We start from the raw sequence: 25,989 nt of genomic DNA, 5'->3' as shown, positions 1-25,989 counted from the left end.
TTTTAAGATTTAATATTATTGATATTAAGTTAAAATATGTTAATTAATTAGTTATTTTTAAATTTAATATATATTTGTATTGTAAAAAAATATTTATGAATAGAAAGATTACAGTAGGTCTTATTTGCATGATGGCAACATCGTTATTTTGTAAAATAGATGCTCAAAATTATCAAACTTTAAATGTTACCAGTGGGTACAATTATGATCTTATTGCAAACGGGCCAGGTACCGCAGGATCTAGTACTACAGAAAGCGTAGATGGTTCTTCTCCTACTACGGGTTTTGTTTTTATGTCTGCAGATTTTGTTAACGGTACAGGGGCTACGCCTGCATCAGGATTGCCTAGCTTGGGATTAATAAATTCGGCAAACACCAGCGGTTTGTCTTTTCAGCTTGCGCCTTACAGTTCTAATAATTCATTAAGGCTGGCTAATGCAAATGATGCTGGAACTTTGAGTTTCGGAACTACTCCTAAGGCTTCAAAGGTTTATATGCTTGCAACAACAGGGAGTGGCAGTTCTACTGCAACCATTTTGGTGAATTTTTCAGACGGAACCTCACAGTCTTTTACTAATATAACAGTAAACGACTGGTATGGCGGAAGTTCTTTTGCAATTAAGGGTATCGGACGTGCGAATAGGGCGACAGATAATATTGAAAATAATGTTAATGATCCCAGGTTGTATGAAATTCCTTTATCAATAAGTCCGTCTAATCAGACAAAAAATATTTCAAGCATAACGGTGACTAAAACTTCCAGTGGAGCAAGTATTTTATGTGTATTTGGCTTTTCATATGCTGTTCCCAGCAGCTGTATAACACCTGATAATGTGACATTAAGTAATCTTACTTCAAATTCTGCTACAGTTTCCTGGTTAGCTGTTCCAGGAGCTTCTACTTATGAGATTTACAGAGGTACTACTAGTACTGCTCCTGCAAATACTGCCACGCCAACCCTTACCGGATTGACAGGTACATCAACGAATATGACTTCACTTTCACCATCAACAACTTATTATGTTTGGGTGAGATCAAATTGCGGAGGAGGCAGTACAAGCAACTGGAGCCAGGTACCAGCCATGTTTACTACTCCGTGTAATCCTGTTAACGTTCCTTATCTTGAGGATTTTAACGGAAATTATGCTGATATTCCACCGTGTACTTATAAAGAATGGACTTCGGGTTTTGGTTTGATTATGGCAACTGGTTTTGGAGGTGCAATGCCTCAAATAACAAGTCCGGGGCTTATTTTGCAATCAATTCAAAATAACTCTAATGGATGGTTTTATACTAATGGAATAAATTTACAGGCAGGGACTACCTATTCTTTATCTTTTGATGGTATAGCTTTAGCGGGGCCTCGTAGTTTTAAGGTTGCGTATGGAACCTCACCTGTGGCTGCTTCTATGATGAACATTCTTAATGATAATCCGAACTTTGCTGCAACCAGCATGACGCCAACTTCTTATACCTTTACTCCGCCTTCCACAGGGGTGTACTATTTTGGGTTTAATGATTATTCTCCAACTGGTGAAGGGCCGGCTTTATTTTTAGATAATATTTCGGTGAAATCGGCTGTATTAGCTACTGCTGAAACCAACATAAGCAGAGATGTTAGTATTTATCCTAATCCGGCTGCAGATTATATTACTGTACAATCAAAACAAAAAATTGCAGGAGTGGAAATATTTGATGTTTCAGGCAGAAAGATATTATCGTCTGATAAAACTGATAGAATTAATCTTTCCTCATTGTTGAAAGGAACGTATATTCTTAATGTGAAAAAAGCAGACGGAACATCTTCTACACATAAATTCATTAAAAAATAATTACAAATAAATAATAAAAGGGAAGATAGCTGCTTATTTTGAGCGGCTATCTTTTTACGTTAGAAAGAGAAAAATCGCTTTCTGATTTTCCCTTTGCTTTTTATTGTCACTATTGGAGGTTTATATCTTTAACGCTAGCTGTGTTTGTTGAAAAAATATTATATATAAATTAAGAGAAAATCAATTTTAATTTGTTAATTTTTAGTTTTTATTTAAAATTAATTTATTTAGCACAACTTAAATATGTTAAAAATAGTTAAAATTTTATTTATAATACAAAATTAATTATATTTGCATTCATTATTATTAAAAAAACTTATGAGAAAGAATTTTACTTCAAAGCTATTGGCATTAATGGCTTTACCTTCATTTTTTATGTTGAATGCACAATGTAATCCTGTGAATGTTCCTTATCTTGAGGATTTCAATAGTACTACGGATGGTACTATTCCGGCATGTACAACTAAGGAATGGACTGTGGGCAGCGGAGAGTATTTTGTTCATGATTATACCGGGCAAATTCCTGGTATAACTTCGTCGGGACTTTTAGGGGCGCAGACTCAAGATCTTTCAAGCGGATGGTTTTATACAAAGGGGATTAATATGCAGGGGGGTACTACTTATACATTGTCATTTAAACGCGGTGCTAATGAAAATCAAAGCTTAAAAGTAGCCTACGGAACTTCGGCCGCTGATGCTTCAATGGTAAATTTGATCAATGATACTCCAGTCTTTAATACCATGGCAACCTTAGTTCCTGTTACATATACTTTTACGCCTGCTTCTACAGGGGTTTATTATTTAGGATTTAATTTATATACACCCAATAGTAGCGGAGCAATTCTACTTGATGATATTTCAGTAACAACAGCGACACTAGCTACTGCTGAAACAAGCGCAAGTAGGGATATGGCTATTTATCCTAATCCTGCTACAGATTATATTACGGTACAATCTAAACAAAAAATTGCAGGAGCGGAAATATTTGACGTTTCAGGCAGAAAGGTATTATTGTCTGATAAAGCTGATAGAATTAATGTTTCTTCACTGTTGAAAGGAACATATATTCTTAATGTGAAAAATGCGGACGGAACATCTTCTACGCATAAATTCATTAAAAAATAATTTTAGGTAAATATTAATAAAAAATAGCTACTCGTTTGAGTAGCCATTTTTTTATCGGTTATAATTAAGAGTACATTTTCTCTCTTAATTCTTTTACTTTTTTATCAGCAAGATATTCATCGTAAGTCATTTCTCTGTCAATAATTCCTGTCGGAGTTAATTCAATGACTCTGTTACAGACTGTTGAAAGCATTTCGTGGTCATGAGATGCTAATAAAAGATTTCCTTTGAAATTAGACAATGAATTGTTCAATGTCGTGATACTTTCAAGGTCTAAGTGGTTTGTAGGTTCGTCTAGTAAAAGAACGTTGGCTTTTTGAAGCATCATTCTGCTGAACATACATCTCATTTTTTCACCTCCAGAAAGTACCTTACAAGACTTTAACGCTTCATCACCTGAGAAAAGCATTCTTCCTAAGAATCCTCTTACGAACTCTTCGTGGCGCTCTTCATCATTTTTTGTAAATTGTCTCAACCAGTCTACCAAACTTATATCTTCTTGGAAGAACTTGGTGTTATCTAAAGGCATATGAGATTGGTTGGTTGTAACTCCCCAAGCAACAGTTCCTTTATCTGCCTCAATGTTTCCTGCTAAAATCTCAAAAAATTCTGTTATAGCCAATGAATTCTTAGATAAAATGGCTACTTTATCACCTTTTTTAAGGTTTAAATCAATATTTGAGAATAATAATTCGCCGTCTTTTGTTTTTTCTAAACCTTTAACATCTAAGATTTGATCTCCTGCTTCTCTTTCCATTTCGAAAATAATGGCAGGGTATCTTCTTGAAGAAGGCTTAATATCATCGATGTTTAATTTATCGATCATTTTCTTTCTTGCGGTAGCCTGTTTAGCTTTTGCAACGTTTGAGCTGAATCTCGCAATGAAATCCTGAAGTTCTTTCTTCTTTTCTTCTGCTTTTTTGTTAGCCTGGGCTCTTTGTCTTGTTGCTAACTGGGAAGCCTGATACCAGAAAGAGTAGTTACCTGTGTAAAGGTTTAATTTAGCATAATCCAAGTCACCGATGTGTGTACAAACCGTATCCAGGAAGTGACGGTCGTGAGATACAACGATTACCGTATTTTCATAATCTGCCAGAAAATCTTCCAACCATGAAATGGTGTCAATATCAAGGTCGTTCGTAGGCTCATCCAAAATAAGCACATCCGGATTTCCGAAAAGTGCCTGAGCTAATAAAACTTTTACTTTGTCTTTGTTTTCAAGCTCACTCATCATCTGCCAGTGCATATCTTCAGTAATTCCTACGTTTGAAAGCATGGTCTGTGCGTCAGATTCTGCTGTCCATCCTCCCATTTCGTCGTAGATTACCCCAAGTTCCCCTGCTTTGATGCCGTCTTCGTCTGAGAAATCTTCTTTCGCATAAAGCGCGTCCATCTCCTCTTTTATCTCGAATAATTTTTTGTTACCTCTCAAAACCGCCTCAAGAACAGTATATTGGTCATAAGCAAAGTGATCCTGCTCAAGAACTGACATTCTTTTTCCTGGTTCCAAAGATACGTGTCCTGTTGTTGGGTCTTGTTTTCCTGTCAATATTTTAAGGAATGTAGACTTTCCTGCACCATTTGCTCCGATAATCCCGTAGCAATTTCCTTTCGTAAACATAATGTTTACCTCGTCAAAAAGAACTCTTTTCCCGAATTGTAAAGATAAGTTAGATACTGTTAACATATAGTTTTGTAAATTTGGTGCAAAAATACGAAAAGAATTTGGGTATTTCGTAATAATGTAATAGTCAAGTTTTTAAATATAGGGGTATTTTTTATCTATTTTATTATTAATTTAATAAATACAGGAGACTTAGCATAAATATAATTAAAATAAGACAAGTCTTAGCGGATATTTGTATCATATAAAATTACACAGACTAAAATGAAGATTGAAAAAACAGTCAATATATTAAACAGGAGAGCCCGATTTGAATACGAAATTCTCGAAGAGTATGAAGCGGGAATGGTTCTTACCGGCACAGAGATAAAATCTTTACGCTCTTCAAAAGCATCTATTGCAGAATCATTCTGTCAGTTTATCGATGGAGAATTATACATTATAAATATGATGATTGATGAGTACAAATTGGGAACTTTTTACAATCACAAAACAAAAAGGGAACGAAAATTGCTGTTGCACAAAAAAGAATTGCAGAAACTTGAAAAAAAGTTAAAAGATGCGGGGAATACGATCATCCCTTTAAAATTATATATCAATGACAAGGGAAAAGCAAAAGTCCTGATAGCCTTATCCAGAGGGAAAAAACTTTTTGATAAAAGAGAGAGCATAAAAGATAGGGAAAATAAACGTAACCTGGACAGAATATTAAAGAAAGGTTAAAAATCATTTGAAAAACTTTGTGTATAAAGAAAAATTATATTTATTTTGCATTATCAATTATTTAATCATTTAATTCTATGAAAAATCTAAAATTAGGAATTTCAGCATTGGCACTTACTGTTGCTTCTACTGTGTTCGCTCAGACTACCAACAATCCGTGGATGATCGGGGTTGGTGCTCACGCGGAAAACCATTTGGCACAGAGAAACAGCTTCAGTAATACGTTCTCTGCTAATAATTTGACGAAGACAATGTTCAATATGAACAACTTCTCTATTACACCCCCATTGTCAAAGCTTATCGTAGCTAGAAACATTGGTAAAGGTTTAGTTATCGACTGGCAAACGACTGTAGGTAATGTTGAGAATAAAAGATTCAACATGGGGAAAGAATTCTTCCTTCAGACAGGTCTTGGTTTCCAGGCTAAAGCTGCAGGTCTTTTATGGGATGAAGAATCTTGGTTCGATCCATATTTAAGAGTAGGGGCTAATTACCTAAGACACGACCATACCTCTCTTACTTTCCCTAGAACTGATGCAAACGGAGAATGGGTTGTAAACGGAGATGGTGGTAACGAAAACGGGAAAGCTAACTTCTTTACAGTTGCTACTGGTGCTGGTATTAATTTCTGGGTAACTAAAAACTTCGGTCTTGGTATTCAGGGTGATTACGTATCAACTCCAGGAAATAAGTCTACAGTTGCTAACTTCTGGCAGGCTGGAGCATCATTAAACTTCAGATTCGGTAACAGAGATAGAGATAAGGATGGTATCTTAGATAAAGACGATTTATGTCCAGATACACCAGGTTTACCAGAGTTCCAAGGATGTCCTGATACAGACGGTGATGGAGTTCCAGATAAAGACGATCAATGTCCAGATGTGGCTGGTCCGGTTGAAAACAACGGATGCCCTTGGCCAGATACTGATGGTGATGGTGTAATCGACAAAGATGATGCTTGTCCTACAGTTGCAGGGCCTGCTGAAAATAATGGTTGTCCTTGGCCAGATACAGATGGTGACGGTATCTTAGATAAAGATGATGCTTGTCCTACTGTTCCAGGTCTTCCAGAATACAACGGATGTCCTAAGCCTAAAAAGCAAACTGCTATTGATGTTGAGAATGAAGTTAAGAATGTTTATTTCGACTTCAACAAAGCTACAATCAAAGCTGAATCTACTTCAGCACTAGATAGAGCTGCGGCATTAATTAAGAAAGATGGAGGTAATTACCTATTAGAAGGTCAAACTGATGCTAAAGGTTCTGAAGCTTACAACTTGAAGTTATCTAGAGAAAGAGCTGCGGCTGTAGTTTCTGCTTTAGATGCAAGAGGTGTAGATGCTAATGCCCTTAAATCAATTGGTGTAGGTAAAGCTAAGGCTACTGTACCTGCTACAGCTTCTGATGCTGAAAGACAAGTAGACAGAAAAGTAGTTGTGAAAGCTGTTGAAAACGCTGATGAGTGGAATGCAATCAAGAAAAAAGATTACGATGATGCTCCAGTGAAAAAAGCGGTTAAAAAAACTACTAAGAAAAAAGCTCCTGCTAAAAAAGTAGTTAAAAAGAAAAAATAATTAAATTTTTCTAATAATAAATACCTCCGGTCTCCGGAGGTATTTTTTTTTCGTTGACTTTTAATTAATTTTGTCAAAATTTAAAATAAAAATGGGAAGAGCATTTGAATATAGAAAAGCTTCTAAAATGGCCAGATGGGATAAGATGGCCAAAACTTTTTCTAAAATAGGTAAGGATATTGCTTTAGCGGTAAAAGCGGGTGGACAAGACCCTGAATCTAATCCCGCATTGAGAAGATGTATCCAGAACGCGAAAGGCGCAAATATGCCCAAAGATAATGTTGAAAGAGCTATCAAAAAGGCTAGCGGTGCAGATGCGGAAAATTATGAGGAAATTACTTATGAAGGATACGGACAGGGAGGTGTCGCTTTTTTCGTGGAATGTACAACAAACAATACAACAAGAACTGTTGCCAACGTAAGAGCAATTTTCAATAAGTTTGATGGAAATCTAGGAAAAAATGGCGAACTGGCTTTTATATTCGACAGAAAAGGTATTTTCACCATTGATTTAGCCCAAATCAAAATGGATTGGGATGATTTCGAAATGGAAATGATTGACGGTGGAGCGGAAGATGTAGAAAAGGATGATGAAGAAGTAATGATCACAACGGCTTTTGAAGACTTTGGATCTTTATCTCATAAGCTGGATGAGCTGGGAATTGAGGCAAAAAGTGCAGAACTTCAGAGAATTCCAAATAATACAAAGGAAGTAAACGAAGAGCAGTTCAAGGCAAATATGAAAATGCTTGAGCGTTTCGAGGACGATGATGATGTACAAAACGTGTATCACAATATGGAAATCACCGAAGAGCTGATGAACTCTTTATAAAAAATAATATAACATTCATATATAGTTAACTTTCAATTAGTTTCTTTGCATAAAACTATGAAAAGAAATATTGAATTAGTTGTCTTATCGGATGTTCATTTGGGAACTTATGGATGTAAGGCTAAAGAATTACTGAGATACCTGAATTCTATCCAACCGAAAACTTTAGTTTTGAATGGTGATATCATTGATATCTGGCAATTCAAAAAGTCTTACTTCCCTAAACCTCATTTGAAGGTGATCAAAAAGATCCTTTCATTTGCTACAAAAAATACGGATGTGTACTACATCACCGGAAATCATGACGAGATGTTCCGAAAGTTTACCGACTTCGAATTGGGTAAGCTTAAAGTCTGCAACAAGATCTGCTTAGATATCAACGATAAAAAAATCTGGATTTTTCACGGGGACGTTTTTGATGCATCTGTCCAGCATTCAAAATGGATTGCAAAATTAGGCGGAAAAGGATATGATCTGTTAATCGTTATCAATAATATCGTAAATTGGTTCCTGGAGAAAATGGGCAGGGAAAAATATTCATTTTCAAAGAAGATTAAAAATAACGTAAAAAAAGCGGTAAAGTATATCGGTGACTTTGAAATGACTGCTTCTGAACTGGCTATTGACAATCATTATGATTATGTAGTTTGCGGGCATATCCATCAGCCACAGATTCGTGAGGTGGTTAATAAAAAAGGCTCCTGCATTTATATGAATTCTGGCGACTGGATAGAAAATCTGTCTGCTTTGGAATACGATAACAAAGAATGGAAGATCTTTTATTATGATGAGCAAAAACATCTGCTGCAGGATGATGCAGCGGAAGAAATTCAGGAGATAGACAATGCCGAGCTTTTGAAAATGGTAACCAATTTTACAAAATGAAAATCTTATATGCCTTTCAGGGAACCGGAAACGGACATGTTGCGCGTGCGCAGGAAATTGTTCCCATTCTAAAAAAATACGCCTCGGTTGATACTTTAATCAGCGGACATCAATCGCAATTAAAGGCTGATTTTAATGTCAATTTTCAATATAAAGGAATTTCATTACTTTACGATAAAAAAGGAGGATTATCCTATAAAAAAACGTTTACGGATAATAATTTTCTTGAAGCCGTCAAAGCGATAAGAGAAATTGAACTTTCACAATACGATTTAATCATCAACGATTACGAACCATTGACAGGTTGGGCATGTAAATTCAAGAAACATCCAATGATTGAGTTGAGTCATCAAGCTTCAATGTTATTCAAAGAAACTCCCAAACCTGAAAAAAGAGATTTTTTTGGAGAATTGGTGTTGAAATATTATGTTCCGAGTGAAAGAAAGATAGGTTTCCACTTTGAAAGTTACCATCCTCAGATTAAAAAACCCGTTATCAGAAAGAAAATCAGGAATTTATATCCAGATAAAAAAGGTTTTTATCTTGTTTATCTTCCAAGTTTTTCAGACGAAAATATTATTAAAGTTTTAAAGCAAATTCCTGTTGAATGGAAGGTTTTTTCTAAATATTCCAAACTTCAGTTTAAAGAAAATAATGTTGAAGTTTTTCCGATTGATGAAATTCAATATTTAAAATCTTTCGAAAACTGCGACGGAATTCTTTGCAACGCCGGTTTTGAAAGTCCTGCCGAAGCTCTTTTTATGGACAAGAAATTATTCGTTATTCCAATTCATAATCAATACGAACAGGAATGTAATGCCTGCGCTTTAGACAAAATGAGAGTTCCAAATTCTAAGATTTTAAAGCTGGAAGAAATTCAAAATTGGGTAGCTTCAGCTCAGCACCTTAAAGTTAATTACCCCGATGATATTGAAGAAATTTTGGTGAATGAAGTATTATCTTTGTAGAAAGATATCGTCTATATCATTCATTCTCAGCATTACAGATCTTGCATAAGAGCAATGTGGGTATACTTTCCAATTATTTTCACGGGCAAATCTTATGGCCTCTTCTACTAAAAATTTCCCCATTCCGCGACCTTCAAATTCCGGGTGAACCAAAACAAAGGAAATGATGAATCTGTTGTCTTCCGGGAAAATAGTATAGGTTAATCTTCCTACTTCCTTGATTTCATTATTAAGTGTAATTACTCCGCCGTTTCCGGATTTATTATTTTCAAATTTCATAAATTAAGCTTTTATGCTTATAAAAATACAAAAACTGCACCGCTAAAGTTTTAACATAAATCAAGAAATTATAGGTGGTTATTTTCTTTAAAAATTCTGAATTGCAAACATTGATTCACAAAAGTTCCGAAAGCAAACAGAAAATTTATGATGAAATTATTGCTGAAAAATTTGAGTTTGAAAGAAATTAATCATACAGGAACTTCGGAAGTATGTAATTGACACGATTTATACCCTTCCTGAAAACTTAAACATCGATGGTATCAATAATATCTGGAGATAAAACAAAAGTAATTTTATACTTTTGTACAAGTAAGAAGCAACCTAAAAGCAATCAACAACACAATGAAAATAACACTAAATAGAATCAACAATGATTTTTTATTTGAATGTACCAATTCTCAGGGAAATTCAATTTTTTTGGATAATACTTCCCAGCCCGGCGCAAAAGGAGTGTCGCCGATGGAAAGCATTTTGATGGCTGTAGCGGGATGCAGCGGAATTGACATAGTTTCTATTCTCAAAAAGCAAAGACAGGAAATCACACATTTTAAAGCTGAAGTAGAAGGGGAAAGGATTCCGATGGGGGATGCAAAACCTTTTAAAGCAATCAAGCTAAAGTTTCTGCTGGAAGGAAATATTGATCCTAAAAAAGCACAGAAAGCGGCTCAATTGTCTTTTGAGAAATACTGCTCAGTTTCTAAAACTTTGGAGCCTAGTGTAGAAATTGGCTATGAAGTTTTTGTAAACAGAGAAATGGTTCCCCCCTCAATTTAATTATTTTAAAAATAAAATCGCATAACATTGAGGATTTCTCAGTTTTGAGTTGATATCCATTTCCACTACAATAGTTTCTCCGGTACTTGTTTCATCATTGAGTTTCAGCTTCATGTGCTCAAAAATTCGTCATTGGTATCACATCCGTTGTTATTTTCATCGAATCTTACGGCTCCGGTGATGGGGTTATACATTCACATTCACTGGGAGAATAAGTACAATATGAGCCAACAACGGCTATTTTTCCTTCGTGTCGTAAAACAGCATTGATCATCTCTAATTCAGATTCATCTGCACATCTGTATTTTATGTCAGTGTTTAGGAAATTGTCATATAGGATATATTTCTGGTCCTAAATATTCTGCGATGTATTGATATTTTCCGTTTTTAATGTAAAACGAATTGTCGTTAAGATTTTAAAAACCCAACCAATATTCAATTCGAGAAATGTTCTGAATGAATTGCCGAAGTCCTAATAAGGAAATTAGGAAAGCAAAGAAATTTGTTTTCATCTTTTATGTGTTTTTGTTGGTGCAAAGATAATCAAATATTTAAAACATTTTTTATTTTTTAAATTAAAATTAATCCATAAAAAAGCCCCTTAAAAAAGAGGCTTATATCATAAAGTCATTCTCGGTTTCATAAGCTTTGCAACAGTGGCCGTCCAACCCGTCTGATGTGATGCACCGACTCCCCGGCCGTTATCACCATGAAAATATTCAAAAAATGTAATATAATCTTTAAAATTTTCATCATAATTAAACTTTGCATTTCCCCCGTTGAAAGGGCGCTGCCCATATTCATCCTTTAAGAAAATCGAACAAAGCCTATTGCCTATATTTTGGGCCACATCGTCAAGGTTTCTTTTATCTCCGCTGCCGGTCGGAAACTCAACCTTCAGGCTGTTTCCATAATAAAAATGGAATCTCTGTAAGCTTTCTACAATCAGAAAATTAATGGGAAACCAAATCGGTCCCCGCCAGTTGCTATTGCCCCCAAACATTCGGCTGTCACTTTCTGCAGGAGTATAATAGACTACGTTTTCAGTTCCATGTACGGAAAACTTGAATGGATTTTCTTCATACACTTTAGACATTGCACGAATTCCGTACTGGCTTAAGAATTCTTTTTCATCAAGCATTCTTGATAAAACTTTTGTAAGGCGGTTTTTACGAAGAATACTCATTAAATGTTTTCTACCCTGTCCTTCCTCTTCCCAATGCGAAACGAGTTTAGTAAGCTCAGGTTTATTCTTTAAAACCCATTCCATTCTTTCCACAAAATTCGGCATTTTATCAAGCAAATGATGGTCGATAATCTCTACCGCAAACATTGGAATCAACCCGACAATACTTCTTAGTTTTAATGAAACACTGTCGCCGTTTCCAAGCTGGAGAACATCGTAGAAAAAGCCGTCTTCCTCATTCCAGAGACCTTTTGTGCCTTCACCCAGGTTTTCCATAGCCTCTGCAATATAAAGATAATGCTCAAAAAATTTAATCGCCATATCTTCATAAACTTGGTAATACTGAGCCAGTTCCATCGCAATCCTCATCATATTCAGGGCATACATGGCCATCCAGCTTGTTCCATCAGCCTGCTCAAGATGCTGGCCGTCTTTTAGAATCATATTTCGGTCAAAAGCTCCGATATTATCCAGTCCGAGGAACCCTCCTCCGAAAATATTCTTTCCGTTTTTATCCTTTCTGTTAACCCACCATGTGAAGTTTAGTAATAATTTCTGGAAAACTTTTTCTAAAAATAAAAGGTCAGGTTTGCCGTTTTGTTTTTCATCAATTTTAAAAACCCTGAAGCACGACCATGCATGTACAGGCGGATTTACATCACTCAGGTTCCATTCGTAGGCAGGAAGCTGCCCATTCGGATGCATGTACCATTCTTTCGTCAGTAAAAGAAGCTGCCCTTTGGCAAATTCAGCATCAATAATTGCAAACGGAACACAGTGGAAAGCCAGATCCCAGGTAGCATACCACGGATACTCCCATTTATCAGGCATCGAGATGATATCTTTATTATGGAGATGGTTCCATTCGGTATTTCTTACATAATTATTAAAGTCTCTTGGAGCTTCATAATTCGGATCGCCTTTCAGCCATTTCCCTACATTGTAGTGATAAAACTGTTTATTCCAGAGGAGCCCTGCAAAAGCCTGCCGCTGAACGTTTTTCTCGTCATCACTGTTGACGTCCTGCTGAATTTCATCATAAAATTCATTGGCTTCATCAATTCTGCTCTTGAAAATTTCATCAAACTGATCAAAAGGTTCATCCAGATCATTAGGAGATAATCTGAAATCAAAGGTTTTCGACTGACCTGCTTCAATGATCTCATCAATTAAAAAAGAGGCTTTCGTTCCTATTTTTTCAGGATTAATGGTATTGCTACTATACATGATATAATCATTAATCCCGTCCTTGAAATAAGTATTTCCAGGATAGGGAGCATCGTATAGCTTCGGGTGGTTTGTCTCATTGTCACAGAAAACGCTTTCTGCACCGGTGTTTCTTGAATAAAACTTTTTAATGGGAATACTGTCATGATTGATGTTGATGCATCCATCACGCATAGCATTTGTTTGACCTTTGTATGTGTTATAGCCCCACTTCCAGTTATTTCTGAACCAGACGGTCGGTGCAACTAGAATTGGTGCATCAATTTGGCTTCTGTTACAAACTGTAACTCTGACCAAAATATCATTGTGCTCCGCTTTTGCATATTCAATAAAAATATCAAAATATTCATCTTGGTCAAAAATTCCCGTGTCAAAAATTTCATATTCCGGCTCTTTTTTACTTCTTCTTGCGTTTTCGTTACGGATATCCTCATAAGGAAAGGCATTGATGGGATATTTATACACCATTTTCATATAGCTGTGAGTAGGTGTATTATCTAGATAATAAAAGATTTCTTTAATATCTTCTCCGTGATTTCCCTGAGGATTGCTCAGCCCAAAGAAACGTTCTTTTACCATTTTATCTTTTTTGTTCCAGAACGAAAAAGCGAAACAAAAAATCTGCTTCACATCGGATATTCCGGCAATTCCTTCTTCGCCCCAGCGATAGGCGTAGCTTTCCGCATTGTTGTGGTTGGCGAAATTCCATGCGTCGCCGTTCGAACTGTAATCTTCACGTACATTTCCCCATTGGCGGTTGCTTACGTAAGGCCCCCAGTTTTTCCATTTAGTATCTTGTAATCTTTTTTTTTCAGCACTCATGTTTCATCACTTTTCAATTACGAAGTTAGTTTTTTTGTGAAAAAATTCCAACTCACAAAATTTGAATTATATCTAATATAGCTCTCAAAACCGTCTGTTGATCAAGGTTTATAATATTAAATATTTTTTTTAAAAATATTTAAAAGAAAAGTTCTATCTTTGTGCCATTCGTTCATTCAAATATTGAAAATGTTATCAAGAAAGGTTGAGGGATTAGACCCTGTGAAACCTTAGCAACCCTTTGTGCAAGCAATGAAGGTGCTACGTTCTACCAAAATTATTTTTGGACAGATAACTTACTGAAGTTCTTTTCAGCCATTTCCTGTGGCATTTTCAATGATAATAAAATAATAGAATTGAAAACAGAACTAAAATATATTAATTTTTTGTATCAAACCAACTCCGGTAAGGAACATCATATCTCGTTGAGCTATAAGCTTTTCGGGAAAGACTTGTTTTCTGCTCCGATCATTTTAGTAAATCATGCTTTAACAGGAAATTCGGATGTTTCCGGAGAAAAAGGATGGTGGAAAAAATTAATTGGCAAAGACCAGGTAATCGATACCGAAAAGTATACAGTTTTGTGCTTCAATATTCCAGGAAATGGCTATGACAATTTTTTAATTGATGATTATGAGGATTTCACACCATCAGATATGGCAAATATCTTTTTAAAAGGTCTTGAAATTTTAAATATTAAAAGTTTACATGCCATTATTGGAGGTTCTCTGGGAGGGGGAATCGGTTGGGAAATGTTAGTGAAAAAAACAGATCTTGCCGAAATTTTCATTCCTATTGCCTGCGATTTTAAAACCCACGATTGGCTTCATGCACAATGTCTGGTTCAGAAATTTTTATTAAATCAAAATGATGAGCCATTACAAAAAGCAAGAATTCATGCGATGTTATGCTACCGAACGCCGGAATCATTAAATAATAGATTTCAAAATAAATACAATCTGAAAAAACAGAGATTGGAATCGGAAGATTGGCTTATTTATCACGGAAATGTTTTAAACGAAAGATTTAGTTTAAAAGCTTATAAGTTGATGAATCATTTACTGATGAATATAAATGCCACTGAAGATTATTTAAAAAAAATCCAAGCACGAATGCACATGATCTCCGTTGATACAGATATATTTTTTCCCGCTTCTGAAATCCGAATGTGCTTTAAAAAGCTAAAAGAGAAAAAAGAAAATGTTTTCTATCACGAGATCACCTCAATTCACGGGCATGATGCCTTCTTAATGGAATACGAACAATTAAATACTATCATTAAAAATATTTTGTAGAAGATGAAAAGTAATGTTAGCGAAATAAAATTTTTAAAAAACAGATCAATCATCAAATTTGATGGGGAAGATTTCTTAGGTGAAATTGGGATTGACGGACGAATCTTCAAAGCGCTGACATTAGCGCGAATCAGTGTGGGTGTAATTTCCCAGCAGGCGATTGAAAACGGAATTTCTATTCTTGTTCAGGAAAGTGATTCTGAAAAAGCAGTCAATTGTCTGATGGATGAATTCAAAGCAGAAAGAAAATCTGGGAAAGTTTCTCAGATTTACAGTATAAATAATGTGTCGGTTTTGGGCTTTGTTGCGGAAGATTTCAACAAAGTGTTGGCAGAACTGGCTAGAAATAACGTTTTCCCATTGCTTTTAAACCAAATTGCAGCGGAAAAAAGAGTAAATATTGTTGTAACTTCATCTCAGGACGAAAAAGCAAAAAATATCATCGAATCTGAAATTTCTAAAAAACCAAAGACAGTTCATTTAGCAATTATTGGTCACGGAAACGTTGGAAAAACTTTGATAGAGCAGGTTTTAGAATCTTCGGATGAAATCAAAAAACGTAAAAAAATCGATCTGAAAGTAGTTGCGGTTGCCAATTCAAGAAAAATTGCTTTCAATAAAAAAGGTTTTGATAATAAATGGAATGATGAGGTTGTCACAGCAGAAAGTCCTTCTAATATTGAGGAATTAATCAACTTTTCAAAAGAAAATCAATTGGAAAATCTGATTGTTGTGGATAACACAGCGAGTAAAGATTTTGTTAAAAATTATCATGCGTTGGCGGAAAACGGTTTCGATCTGGTTTCTTCCAACAAAATTTTCAATACGCTTCCGATTGAAGAATACCGTAAACTAAGATATACGTTGAACAAAAATAACAGACGTTATCTGTACGAAACCAATGTTGGTGCCGGTTTGCCATTGATTGATACCATAAAGCTTTTACACCTTTCAGGGGAAAATATCACAAGGATCAAAGGGGTTTTCTCCGGAACATTAAGCTATGTTTTTAATAATTTTTCGTTAAGAGATGATAAATTTTCAACCATCATCAATGAAGCATTGGAAAAAGGATACACAGAGCCGGATCCGAGAGAAGATCTGTCAGGAAATGATGTCGCCAGAAAATTATTAATTTTAGCCAGAGAATTGGATTTAATTAATGAATTTGAAGACATCAGCATTCAAAATCTTGTGCCGAAAAGCCTGCTTTCAGTTTCAAAACAGGAATTCCTTTCAAGATTGAAAGAATTAGACGAAGAATATCAAAAAATCAAAGAAAGTCAGGAGCCCGGGCATGTTTTGAGATATGTTGGAGATTTACACGGCGATTTACAAAAAGATAAGGGTGAGCTTGATGTAAAGCTGGTTTCCGTGCCTGCAAGCTCGGCTTTGGGACAACTGAAAGGATCCGATTCCATCTTCGAAATCTATACGGAAAGCTATGGTGAGCATCCTATTGTGATTATGGGAGCCGGAGCGGGAGCCAAAGTAACTGCAAGAGGCGTTTTCGGAGATATTTTAAGAGTAAGCGAGACGAAATAACCAGCGAACCCGAAGGGTTCAATATCAATAGCCGTAGGTGAAACCTATGGAAAGAAATAATAACAAACTACCGTAAAACCTACGGAAAATATAGAAATGGAAATTGAAAATTTTGAAACCTTTGCCATAAGAACTCAAACCGAAAGAACTCAGTTTGATGAGCATTCAACGCCTTTGTATTTAACATCCAGCTTTATTTTTCAGGATGCGGAAGATATGAGAGCAAGCTTTGCAGAAGAAAAATCAAAGAATCTGTATAGTCGGTTTTCAAATCCGAATGTAACGGAATTTACAGATAAAATTGTGAAGATGGAAGGTGCAGAAGCAGGATATGCTTTTGCAACAGGAATGGCAGCGATTTATTCAACTTTCGCAACTTTGTTAAATGCAGGAGATCATATCGTAAGCTGTCAGTCGGTTTTCGGTTCTACACATACATTGTTCACAAAATATTTCCCGAAATGGAATATTGAAACAACTTATTTCAAAGCAGAAGATGCAGAAAATGTTGAAAAATATATTCAGCCAAACACGAAAATTTTATATCTGGAAACACCTACCAATCCTGCAATTGAGGTTTTGGATTTAGAATTTTTTGGACGGATTGCAAAGAAGCACAATTTAATTTTTATTGTAGATAACTGTTTCGCAACACCTTATTTGCAACAGCCGATAAAATATGGTGCAGACATCGTGGTGCATTCTGCAACAAAATTGATAGATGGTCAAGGTCGTGTTTTAGGTGGAGTAGCAGTCGGAAAAGAAGATTTGATTCGTGAAATTTATCTTTTCGCGAGAAATACAGGCCCTGCAATGTCGCCTTTCAACGCCTGGGTGTTATCTAAAAGTATGGAAACTTTAGCGATTCGTGTTGAAAAACATTGTGAAAATGCTTTTAAGGTTGCCGAATTTTTAGAAAGTCATCCAAATGTAGAATTGGTGAAATATCCTTTCTTAAAATCTCATCCAAGCTATGAAGTGGCTAAAAAACAGATGAAATTAGGAGGAAATATCGTGGCATTCGAAATCAAAAACGGAATTAAAGGCGGTAGAAACTTTTTAGATAAAATTAAAATGTGTTCGCTTTCCGCAAATCTTGGTGATACTAGAACGATTGTGACGCATCCGGCTTCAACAACACATTCCAAATTATCAGACGAAGAAAGAAATGAAGTAGGAATAACCGCTGGTTTGGTTCGTTGTTCGGTAGGCCTGGAAAATGTAGAAGATATCATTGCAGATTTAAAACAGGCATTGGATTAGTGGCGAACCCGAAGGCTTCAACAACAATAGCCATACGAGGAACGTATGGAAAAATATCAAATAACAGATTAATTCAACGATGAAAAATAAATAAAATGAAAAATTCAGAACAATTATACAAAGCATTATCCGAAAGAATTTTAATTCTCGACGGAGCAATGGGAACAATGCTTCAACGATATAAATTTGAGGAAGAAGATTATCGAGGCGAACGTTTCAAAGATTGGGAGCATCCTGTAAAAGGCAATAACGACTTATTATCGTTAACGCAACCTCATGCGATCGAAGAAGTTCACAAAAAATATCTGGAAGCAGGTGCAGACATCATCGAAACCAATACGTTTTCAGGAACAACGATTGCGATGGCGGATTACCACATGGAAGATTTAGTGTATGAATTGAACTATGAATCTGCAAAAATAGCCAGAAAAGTTTGTGATGAATTCACGGCTCAAAATCCTGACAAACCAAGATTTGTAGCAGGATCCATAGGCCCAACAAACAGAACAGCAAGTTTAAGTCCTGATGTAAACGACCCTGGTTACAGAGCAATCACTTTTGAAGAATTGAGAATTGCCTACAAACAACAGTGTGAAGCTTTATTAGACGGAGGCTCAGATATTCTTTTGGTAGAGACTATTTTCGATACACTAAATGCAAAAGCAGCTCTATTCGCAATCGATGAAATTCAGGACGAAAGAGAAATTAAAATTCCGATCATGGTTTCCGGAACGATTACCGATGCTTCAGGAAGAACATTGAGCGGACAGACGGCAGAAGCATTCTTAATTTCCGTTTCTCATTTGAATTTATTGAGTGTTGGTTTCAACTGTGCTTTGGGAGCAAATCAATTAACACCATATTTGGAAACATTGGCTCACAATTCAGAATTCCACGTTTCAGCTTATCCGAATGCGGGGCTTCCAAACGCTTTCGGAAAATATGATGAAACACCCGAAGATATGGCAAGTCAGATCAAAGAATATGTAGAAAAAGAATTAATCAACATTATCGGAGGTTGCTGTGGAACAACACCGGATCACATTAAAGCGATCGCAGATTTGGTTTCACAATATCCACCAAGAAAATTGAAAGAATTTGTGTGATTTAATAGATTTTTTTTATTGAATTGATAAGAAAAGGAACGGTTTTTAATATTATCTTTAAATACATCACAAAATTTACGATAATGGAAAAGCCGATTTACTTAAAAGATTCAGAGGATGCAAAACTGTTTAATGAATTAAGAAAGAAAGTGAACCAGCGTATAGAAGCCATTCCCGAAAACAGGGATCTTTATATTCAGATCAAAGCCATTATTTTGCCTTTGGTCTATTATAGTTTATATGTGTTTGCGCTTTTTAATGTAGATAAACCGTGGATTTATATTTCGAGTTTTGTGTTGATGGGAATTTCTTTGGTTTTGATTTATTTAAATTTAATTCACGAAGCCGCCCACAACAATATTTACAAAAGCAAGAGATTAAACAATTTGGTTTTACAGATTTTCGATTTTGTTGGAGCAAATTCTTACATCTGGAAAAAAAGACACATTGCGGCGCATCACGCTTATCCAAATGTTGACGGTTGGGACACCGACATCGAGCAAAGCGGCTTGTTGTTAATAGTTCCGTGGATTAAAGCGAAAGGCGTTCAAAAATATCAGCATTTCTTTTTCTTTTTGGTGTATCCTTTATATCTGTTCAATTGGATGTTCATTCGAGATTTCAGAGACTTTTTCGATAAAGAAAGAGTCATTCTGAAAACCCAGGGAGCCATTCCGACCAAAGAAAAAATTAAAATGGTTACCTATAAACTGTTCTATTTTTTCTATCAGATTGCAGTTCCCGTTTTATTTTTTAAGGTATCCATTGGTTTAGCTTTGGGAGCTTGGTTTTTACAGGTGATTGCAGCGAGTATTTTTGCACTTTTTGTGCTGTTGCCTTTGCATCCGCTTCCTGATAATGCTTTTCCGAAACTGGATGAAAATAACGGACTGCCATTCAGCTGGCTCCATCATCAGTTTGAAGTCACCAACGATTTACAGGAAAATAACTGGTTCGTAAGAAATGTGCTGGGGAATTTCAACTTCCATGTTGCTCATCACCTTTTCCCGAATTACAGCTATTTATATTATAATGAAATTACAGAGGAAATCGAAGAATTTGCCAAAGAACACAATTTGGGTTATAAACGATTTCCAATTTTCACCGCTTTGAGCAAACATGTGGATTTGTTGAAGCAAAATGCGAATAACGCATATTATATTTTAGAAGAATAAATTTGATGAAATATTTAAGATTATCGGGGCTTGAGCCCTTGATTATTACACCGGAAAGTAATTTTATCAACGTTGGGGAGAGAACCAATGTTGCCGGTTCGAAAAAGTTTTTAAGATTAATAAAAGAAGAAAAATTTGCGGAAGCGCTGGATATTGCACGTCATCAGGTTGAAGGCGGTGCGCAGATCCTTGATGTCAATTTCGACGATGGATTGATCGATGGAAAAGCTTCTATGATTAAATTTCTAAATTTGATAGCCTCCGAACCGGATATCGCGAGAATCCCGATCATGGTAGATTCTTCAAAATGGGAAATTCTTGAAGCGGGATTGCAGGTTGCGCAAGGAAAATGTGTGGTGAATTCTATCAGCTTAAAAGGTGGTGAAGAAGAATTCATCAAACAGGCAAAAGCGATTAAAAGATACGGTGCAGCGGTTATTGTCATGGCATTTGATGAGGTTGGACAAGCCGATACTTATGAACGTAGAATCGAAATTTCAAAGCGTTCTTACAATCTTTTGGTTAATAAATTAAATTTCCCTGCAGAAGATATTATTTTCGATTTAAATATTTTCCCTGTTGCAACGGGGATGGATGAACACCGCAGAAATGCAATCGATTTTATCGAAGCGACAGGATGGGTTCGCCAGAATCTTCCGTATGCGTCTGTAAGTGGAGGGGTTTCCAATGTCTCGTTTTCGTTCCGTGGAAATGATACAGTAAGAGAAGCGATGCACTCGGTTTTCCTGTATCACGCGATTCAGGCGGGAATGAACATGGGAATTGTAAACCCTGCGATGTTAGAGGTTTATGATGAAATTAATAAAGAACTTCTTGAGCTTGTTGAAGATGTAATTCTTGATAAAAGAGAAGACGCAACAGAAAGACTTCTTGATTATTCCGAAAAACATAAGTCGATCAAAAAAGAGAAAGTTGAGGATTTAGAATGGAGAAATCATCCTTTGCAGGAGAGAATTACGCATGCTTTGGTTAAAGGAATCGACCGTTTCATCGAGGAAGATGTGGAAGAGGCAAGACAACAGGCAGAAAAACCATTACACGTTATTGAAATTAACTTAATGACAGGAATGGGCGTTGTCGGAGATCTTTTCGGAAGCGGAAAAATGTTCTTACCACAGGTTGTAAAATCGGCAAGGGTAATGAAAAAAGCGGTTGCTTATTTACAGCCATTCATCGAAGCGGAAAAGGACGGTTCAAAACCTGCCAACGGAAAAATTTTGATGGCAACGGTAAAAGGAGACGTTCATGATATAGGAAAAAACATTGTGAGCGTTGTTTTGGGTTGTAACAACTACGAAATTGTTGACCTTGGAGTAATGGTTCCTGCTGAAAAAATCATACAGACTGCGATTGATGAAAAAGTGGATGTCATCGGATTAAGCGGATTGATTACACCAAGTTTGGATGAAATGGTGTATATCGCTTCAGAATTGGAAAGACAAAATTTAGATTTTCCTTTATTGATCGGTGGAGCAACGACTTCGAAGGCACATACCGCAGTGAAAATCGATTTAAAATATAAAAATGCTGTTGTTCATGTAAATGATGCTTCCAGAGCGGTAAACGTAGTAAGTTCATTATTGGGCGACAGAAATAAAGAATATGTTGAGGATTTAAAGAACGACTATTCTGAATTCAGAGAAAAATTCCTGAACAGACAGGTGGATAAAGATTACGTTTCTATTGAAGAAGCCAGACAGAATAAATTTAAAATCAACTGGGAAAATGAAGAAATTTTTACACCCAATAAGTTAGGAATTACTGTTGTTGAAAATCAAGATTTAAGGGAATTATTACCTTTCATCGACTGGTCGCCGTTTTTCAGAAGCTGGGATCTTCATGGAAAATATCCGAATATTTTAGAAGATGAGGTGATCGGAGCACAGGCGAAGGAATTGTTCAAAGATGCACAGGTTATTTTAAATCGAATTTTAGACGAAAAATTATTGACTGCAAAAGCTATTTTCGGAATTTTTAAAGCCAATTCTAATGAAACGGATGATATTTTAATCTTCGATGAAAATGGTGAACAGAAAGTAAAATTCTTAACATTAAGACAACAGGCTCAACGTTCAAAAGGAAAAGATTATCTTGCTTTAAGTGATTTTATTGCTCCACAAAGTTCAGGAAAGACTGATTATATGGGAGCTTTCTGTGTAACGACAGGCTTTGGAACAGATGAATTGGCGGAAAAATATGAAAAAGCGAATGACGATTATAACGCGATCATGGTAAAAGCTTTAGCAGACCGTTTTGCAGAAGCTTATGCCGAATTTTTACACAAAAAAGTAAGAACCGAATATTGGGGATATGCCAATCAGGAAAATTTGAGCAATGAAGAATTAATTGCTGAAAAATATAAAGGGATTCGTCCGGCTCCAGGTTATCCTGCATGTCCGGATCACTTGGAAAAACATGCAATCTGGAATTTATTAAAAGTCGAAGAAAACATTGGAGTTTATTTAACTGAAAGTCTAGCCATGTTCCCGACGGCCTCAGTTTCCGGATACTATTTCGGAAGCCCGCGTTCAAAATATTTCGGACTGGGAAAAATTGCTGAAGATCAATTGAAAGATTATTCACAAAGGAAAGGAATTTCTTTGCCGGAAGCTAGAAAATGGTTGTCACCCAATTTAGCCGATTAATTTAGTTTTCGGGTTTCGGCGGTGGCAAAGCCACCGCCGAAACCCGAAAACTAATAAATACTCAAAACAGAACAATAAAATAGATAATGAAAATTACTGATCATATAAAAAACGCAAACGGAAAAACTTTATTCTCTTTGGAGGTGGTACCGCCACAAAAAGGAATCGGAATTGAAGATTTATACAGGAATATCGATCCTTTAATGGAGTTTAAACCACCTTTCATTGATGTTACAACTTCCAGAGAAGAATATATTTACATCGACAAAGGAAACGGGTTAATGGAACGCCGGATTACAAGAATGCGTCCCGGAACGTTAGGAATTTGCGCAGCCATTCAACATAAATATAATGTAGATACTGTTCCGCACTTGCTTTGCGGAGGATTTACCAAAGAAGAAACAGAATATCTTTTGGTAGATTGTATGTATCTCGGAATCGACAATGTAATGGCGTTGAGGGGCGATGCAATGAAAGGACATCAATATTTTGAACCAACAAAAGGCGGCCATGGAAGCGCGATGGATTTGGTGCATCAGATCAATGATTTGGGCAGAGGAAAATATTTACACAATCAGGATAAAGAATGTGATGAACATAATAAATTCTGTATCGGTGTTGCAGGTTACCCTGAAAAGCATATGGAAGCCCCTTCAATGAATTACGATTTAAAATGGTTGAGGCAAAAAGTAGATGCAGGAGCCGATTATATTGTCACTCAAATGTTTTTTGATAATAGAAAATACATCGAGTTTGTAAAAAAAGCCCGTGAAATGGGAATTACGGTTCCTATAATTCCTGGAATTAAACCAATTGCAACGAAAAATCATCTTAAAATTTTACCACAAATTTTTAAAATTGATTTACCGGAAGAGTTAATCATTGAGGTAGAGAAAGCAAAAAATAATGAAACGGTAAAACAGATCGGAATTGACTGGTCTATTAATCAATGCAAGGAATTGTTGGATTTTGGAGTTCCGGTTTTACATTTTTACTCTATGGGAAAGAGCGATAATATAAAGGAAATAGCGCGAGAATTATTTTAAATAGCTTTTAATGATGGTTTGACAAAGATTGTCAAGCTTTGATTTGAAAAAAAATTGTTTAAATTATGGATAAAATAGGATAAATAATACTTTTGTTCAGCCATTTTATGAAATGGAAATCAAGTTAGATAAGCGGAGGATTCTTAGGACCCGTTTGATGATTTTTGTCCAAAATCTACACTTAAACAATTGATACATGAAATAATTAATACCTATACCTTTCCGTATGCTTGGGTAATTCGGAAAAATACAAAGATGAAAGTGAAATATATTGTACCTATTCATATGCTAGAAAAAGAAAGATTTATGTTTAGGGACTGCTTATGTACAAAAGATACGAAGATGAGTAGGAAGCATAGGGATTAATTCTTATGTATGAACAAAAATATCCCGATATACTTTTATTAATATCGGGAAATAGTATTGTTAAGCCATTATGTTATTATGGAGCTTACGGGGCATTCACACGGAGATGTACATTCTATTTTGAGGGTAATTGCGTTAAATTTATACTGTTTGTAAATCCTTGTAGAGTTTTGATCGTTATTTTGGAACTCGCTTTTTACGAAAATAAAAATATTTCTTAATTTCCCAAAAACAAATCAGCCTCAACTTTTCTCACTTAACTTTGGCTGCAAATAACACCAATATTACCGCTTTAGTAGTAATTTTCCTTTCAATTAATAGAATTCATATAATAATAATTAAAGGACATAATAATGAAGATCAAACACTATCCCAAAGATTGTAAATGGCGGAAAGTATGCATATCCACCATGTGATGAAGGAGTTCCTTTAATATGGAATACCAAATTACCTTCACCACTTCCATTATCCGCATTCTGAGTAGTTTCAAGTGTTAAACCTGTAATTCCCGCTGAAGTTGAAGCTACACTAATAACTGGTATTGTTGCTCCTGTTCCTCCAGTATAATGATAAGATACAAAAGCACCATAATAAGGAGAAGTAGTATCAGGATTAATATGAATAATTCTAGTCTCTAATAGATTATCAGAAAGAACTGGTTGGCCTTGGCACTTTCCTAAGTTTTGCCAAGAACCATTAGCATATCCTTTAAAGCATTTATTATCATTTACATAAATAATCATACCATTAACAGGATTTGCAATAGCTGCCGTATTGGCCACACGGTTAGTAATAAAAGCCTGATTGGTTGCCCCTAAATCTAAACTCGCATTTGGATTTGGATTTGCAATACCAATTCCCATGTTACCTGTACCGGTAAAAGCTAAGTTGTGCCCATTTAAGTCTACATTACGATCCGATATTAATGAACCATTAGAATTATAAATGTTTGTACTTGCTGTGCTTGCATTTTGCCAGCTTGCCAGACCGTTTGCATCACTCACCAATATTTTTCCTAGCCCTTGGGTTCCATCTGCTATTTTTACATTTCCAGCTATATCCAGTTTAGCTGCGGGTGCTGCTGTACCAATTCCTACATTTCCGTTTCCTTGTATTCTTAAATATTCTATTTGGCCAGGAGTATTGTTACCATTTCCATACACAACTCTAAATACTGGATTTGTTGCAACCAAAGGCCATAATCCGTTTAATATTACAACTCCTTGGTTACTATTGCTTTGTAGTTCCAATCCTTCTTGGCTAAAAATTCTTGGCGAACTAGTGACAGGGTTATTCGAGGAACCTATAACTGATAAACCTGTACCCGATGAAGCCGGTATTACATTGAAATTACCTCCGGTAAAAGTAATCGAATGCGCTGCTTGGGTCACCGTCCTGTCGGTTGTCAATGTACCATTAGAATTGTAAATATTGTTACTTGCTGTACTGGAATTTTGCCAGCTTGCTAGACCGTTTGCATCACTCACCAATATTTTTCCTAGCCCTTGGGTTCCGTCTGCTATTTTTACATTTCCGGCTACATCCAATTTTGCTACGGGTGCTGCAGTACCAATCCCTACATTACCATTAGAATGTATTCTCATTCTCTCAACGGCGTTAGTGTTTGCAAATCCTGTCCAGAAAGAAATTATACCATTGGTAACAGCATCCCC

Annotated in this window: 18 protein-coding genes, 1 pseudogene and 1 riboswitch; of the genes and pseudogenes, 15 read left to right on the top strand and 4 right to left on the bottom strand. The window is 35.9% G+C overall.

The window, feature by feature from the left end; all coding sequences use genetic code 11:
* The first annotated feature begins 95 nt into the window (after nucleotides 1-95).
* Both BW926_RS02780 and BW926_RS02775 read left to right on the top strand, forming a co-directional pair.
* A complete protein-coding gene (locus tag BW926_RS02780) occupies nucleotides 96-1,832 on the top strand; it encodes a T9SS type A sorting domain-containing protein (protein WP_083672244.1) in 1,737 nt (578 codons plus the stop codon).
* A 318-nt stretch (nucleotides 1,833-2,150) separates the two neighbouring features.
* Complete coding sequence (locus BW926_RS02775; RefSeq protein WP_076443985.1) at nucleotides 2,151-2,957, top strand: T9SS type A sorting domain-containing protein; 807 nt, start codon at nucleotides 2,151-2,153, stop codon at nucleotides 2,955-2,957.
* Nucleotides 2,958-3,021: 64 nt separating this feature from the next.
* Here BW926_RS02775 and BW926_RS02770 read toward each other — a convergent pair whose 3' ends face one another.
* Nucleotides 3,022-4,644, bottom strand: a complete 1,623-nt coding sequence (locus tag BW926_RS02770) for an ABC-F family ATP-binding cassette domain-containing protein (RefSeq protein ID WP_076443983.1) — start codon at nucleotides 4,642-4,644, stop codon at nucleotides 3,022-3,024.
* A 201-nt stretch (nucleotides 4,645-4,845) separates the two neighbouring features.
* On the opposite strand from BW926_RS02770, the gene smpB reads away from it, so the two are divergent.
* The 5 genes from smpB (at nucleotide 4,846) to BW926_RS02745 (ending at nucleotide 9,563) form a co-directional block, all read left to right on the top strand.
* Entirely contained in the window at nucleotides 4,846-5,304 is a 459-nt protein-coding gene (smpB, locus tag BW926_RS02765; RefSeq protein WP_076443981.1) for an SsrA-binding protein SmpB, read from the top strand.
* Between the two features lie 77 nt (nucleotides 5,305-5,381).
* Nucleotides 5,382-6,878: an OmpA family protein gene (locus tag BW926_RS02760; RefSeq protein WP_076443979.1), complete on the top strand. Its 1,497-nt coding sequence runs from the start codon at nucleotides 5,382-5,384 to the stop codon at nucleotides 6,876-6,878.
* Nucleotides 6,879-6,969: 91 nt separating this feature from the next.
* Nucleotides 6,970-7,710, top strand: coding sequence for a YebC/PmpR family DNA-binding transcriptional regulator (locus BW926_RS02755; protein ID WP_076443977.1), 741 nt, complete (start codon nucleotides 6,970-6,972; stop codon nucleotides 7,708-7,710).
* A gap of 57 nt (nucleotides 7,711-7,767) precedes the next feature.
* Entirely contained in the window at nucleotides 7,768-8,595 is an 828-nt protein-coding gene (locus BW926_RS02750; RefSeq protein WP_076443975.1) for a UDP-2,3-diacylglucosamine diphosphatase, read from the top strand.
* Nucleotides 8,592-9,563, top strand: a complete 972-nt coding sequence (locus BW926_RS02745) for a glycosyltransferase family protein (protein ID WP_076443973.1) — start codon at nucleotides 8,592-8,594, stop codon at nucleotides 9,561-9,563. The genes BW926_RS02750 and BW926_RS02745 overlap by 4 nt, the downstream gene beginning before the upstream one ends.
* Here BW926_RS02745 and BW926_RS02740 read toward each other — a convergent pair.
* A complete protein-coding gene (locus BW926_RS02740) occupies nucleotides 9,552-9,842 on the bottom strand; it encodes a GNAT family N-acetyltransferase (RefSeq protein ID WP_076443971.1) in 291 nt (96 codons plus the stop codon). The two genes, BW926_RS02745 and BW926_RS02740, sit on opposite strands and share 12 nt — an antisense overlap.
* A 345-nt stretch (nucleotides 9,843-10,187) precedes the next feature.
* On the opposite strand from BW926_RS02740, the gene BW926_RS02730 reads away from it, so the two are divergent.
* Nucleotides 10,188-10,619: an OsmC family protein gene (locus BW926_RS02730; RefSeq protein WP_076443969.1), complete on the top strand. Its 432-nt coding sequence runs from the start codon at nucleotides 10,188-10,190 to the stop codon at nucleotides 10,617-10,619.
* A 619-nt stretch (nucleotides 10,620-11,238) separates the two neighbouring features.
* Here the strand turns inward: BW926_RS02730 and BW926_RS02725 are convergent.
* Nucleotides 11,239-13,854 (bottom strand): MGH1-like glycoside hydrolase domain-containing protein, encoded by a 2,616-nt coding sequence (locus tag BW926_RS02725; protein ID WP_076443967.1) that lies wholly within the window; start codon nucleotides 13,852-13,854, stop codon nucleotides 11,239-11,241.
* 189 nt (nucleotides 13,855-14,043) lie between these two features.
* A riboswitch (SAM riboswitch) is annotated at nucleotides 14,044-14,152 on the top strand.
* A 58-nt stretch (nucleotides 14,153-14,210) separates the two neighbouring features.
* Here BW926_RS02725 and BW926_RS14715 point away from each other — a divergent pair.
* From BW926_RS14715 to metF, 7 genes are all read left to right on the top strand, one after another.
* On the top strand, nucleotides 14,211-15,149 hold the full coding sequence (locus BW926_RS14715; RefSeq protein ID WP_410493239.1) for an alpha/beta fold hydrolase: 939 nt from the start codon (nucleotides 14,211-14,213) through the stop codon (nucleotides 15,147-15,149).
* Nucleotides 15,150-15,152: 3 nt separating this feature from the next.
* Nucleotides 15,153-16,694, top strand: a complete 1,542-nt coding sequence (locus tag BW926_RS14710; RefSeq protein WP_410493238.1) for an ACT domain-containing protein — start codon at nucleotides 15,153-15,155, stop codon at nucleotides 16,692-16,694.
* Nucleotides 16,695-16,796: 102 nt separating this feature from the next.
* Complete coding sequence (locus BW926_RS02715) at nucleotides 16,797-17,957, top strand: O-succinylhomoserine sulfhydrylase (RefSeq protein WP_076444180.1); 1,161 nt, start codon at nucleotides 16,797-16,799, stop codon at nucleotides 17,955-17,957.
* A gap of 95 nt (nucleotides 17,958-18,052) precedes the next feature.
* A complete protein-coding gene (locus BW926_RS02710) occupies nucleotides 18,053-19,063 on the top strand; it encodes a homocysteine S-methyltransferase family protein (RefSeq protein ID WP_076443965.1) in 1,011 nt (336 codons plus the stop codon).
* A gap of 83 nt (nucleotides 19,064-19,146) precedes the next feature.
* Nucleotides 19,147-20,238 (top strand): fatty acid desaturase family protein, encoded by a 1,092-nt coding sequence (locus tag BW926_RS02705; protein ID WP_076444178.1) that lies wholly within the window; start codon nucleotides 19,147-19,149, stop codon nucleotides 20,236-20,238.
* Between the two features lie 5 nt (nucleotides 20,239-20,243).
* Nucleotides 20,244-22,904 (top strand): methionine synthase, encoded by a 2,661-nt coding sequence (metH, locus tag BW926_RS02700; RefSeq protein ID WP_076443963.1) that lies wholly within the window; start codon nucleotides 20,244-20,246, stop codon nucleotides 22,902-22,904.
* Nucleotides 22,905-22,990: 86 nt separating this feature from the next.
* Entirely contained in the window at nucleotides 22,991-23,950 is a 960-nt protein-coding gene (gene metF, locus BW926_RS02695) for a methylenetetrahydrofolate reductase [NAD(P)H] (protein ID WP_076443961.1), read from the top strand.
* 704 nt (nucleotides 23,951-24,654) lie between these two features.
* Here the strand turns inward: metF and BW926_RS02690 are convergent.
* Nucleotides 24,655-25,989, bottom strand: a pseudogene (locus BW926_RS02690) (hypothetical protein); the annotation flags it as partial.

Source organism: Chryseobacterium sp. RU37D, from assembly GCF_900156075.1.
In the GTDB taxonomy this organism is placed as follows: domain Bacteria; phylum Bacteroidota; class Bacteroidia; order Flavobacteriales; family Weeksellaceae; genus Chryseobacterium.
Note: the sequence above shows the minus strand (reverse complement) of the source record. Positions and strands in the feature narration are given on the sequence as shown.

What these genes read in the sequence shown, in the direction of transcription:
- BW926_RS02780 (WP_083672244.1), top strand. Translation starts at nt 96, where the DNA reads ATGAATAGAAAGATTACAGTAGGTCTTATTTGCATGATGGCAACATCG.
- BW926_RS02775 (WP_076443985.1), top strand. Translation starts at nt 2,151, where the DNA reads ATGAGAAAGAATTTTACTTCAAAGCTATTGGCATTAATGGCTTTACCT.
- BW926_RS02770 (WP_076443983.1), bottom strand. Translation starts at nt 4,644, where the DNA reads ATGTTAACAGTATCTAACTTATCTTTACAATTCGGGAAAAGAGTTCTT.
- smpB (WP_076443981.1), top strand. Translation starts at nt 4,846, where the DNA reads ATGAAGATTGAAAAAACAGTCAATATATTAAACAGGAGAGCCCGATTT.
- BW926_RS02760 (WP_076443979.1), top strand. Translation starts at nt 5,382, where the DNA reads ATGAAAAATCTAAAATTAGGAATTTCAGCATTGGCACTTACTGTTGCT.
- BW926_RS02755 (WP_076443977.1), top strand. Translation starts at nt 6,970, where the DNA reads ATGGGAAGAGCATTTGAATATAGAAAAGCTTCTAAAATGGCCAGATGG.
- BW926_RS02750 (WP_076443975.1), top strand. Translation starts at nt 7,768, where the DNA reads ATGAAAAGAAATATTGAATTAGTTGTCTTATCGGATGTTCATTTGGGA.
- BW926_RS02745 (WP_076443973.1), top strand. Translation starts at nt 8,592, where the DNA reads ATGAAAATCTTATATGCCTTTCAGGGAACCGGAAACGGACATGTTGCG.
- BW926_RS02740 (WP_076443971.1), bottom strand. Translation starts at nt 9,842, where the DNA reads ATGAAATTTGAAAATAATAAATCCGGAAACGGCGGAGTAATTACACTT.
- BW926_RS02730 (WP_076443969.1), top strand. Translation starts at nt 10,188, where the DNA reads ATGAAAATAACACTAAATAGAATCAACAATGATTTTTTATTTGAATGT.
- BW926_RS02725 (WP_076443967.1), bottom strand. Translation starts at nt 13,854, where the DNA reads ATGAGTGCTGAAAAAAAAAGATTACAAGATACTAAATGGAAAAACTGG.
- BW926_RS14710 (WP_410493238.1), top strand. Translation starts at nt 15,153, where the DNA reads ATGAAAAGTAATGTTAGCGAAATAAAATTTTTAAAAAACAGATCAATC.
- BW926_RS02710 (WP_076443965.1), top strand. Translation starts at nt 18,053, where the DNA reads ATGAAAAATTCAGAACAATTATACAAAGCATTATCCGAAAGAATTTTA.
- BW926_RS02705 (WP_076444178.1), top strand. Translation starts at nt 19,147, where the DNA reads ATGGAAAAGCCGATTTACTTAAAAGATTCAGAGGATGCAAAACTGTTT.
- metH (WP_076443963.1), top strand. Translation starts at nt 20,244, where the DNA reads ATGAAATATTTAAGATTATCGGGGCTTGAGCCCTTGATTATTACACCG.
- metF (WP_076443961.1), top strand. Translation starts at nt 22,991, where the DNA reads ATGAAAATTACTGATCATATAAAAAACGCAAACGGAAAAACTTTATTC.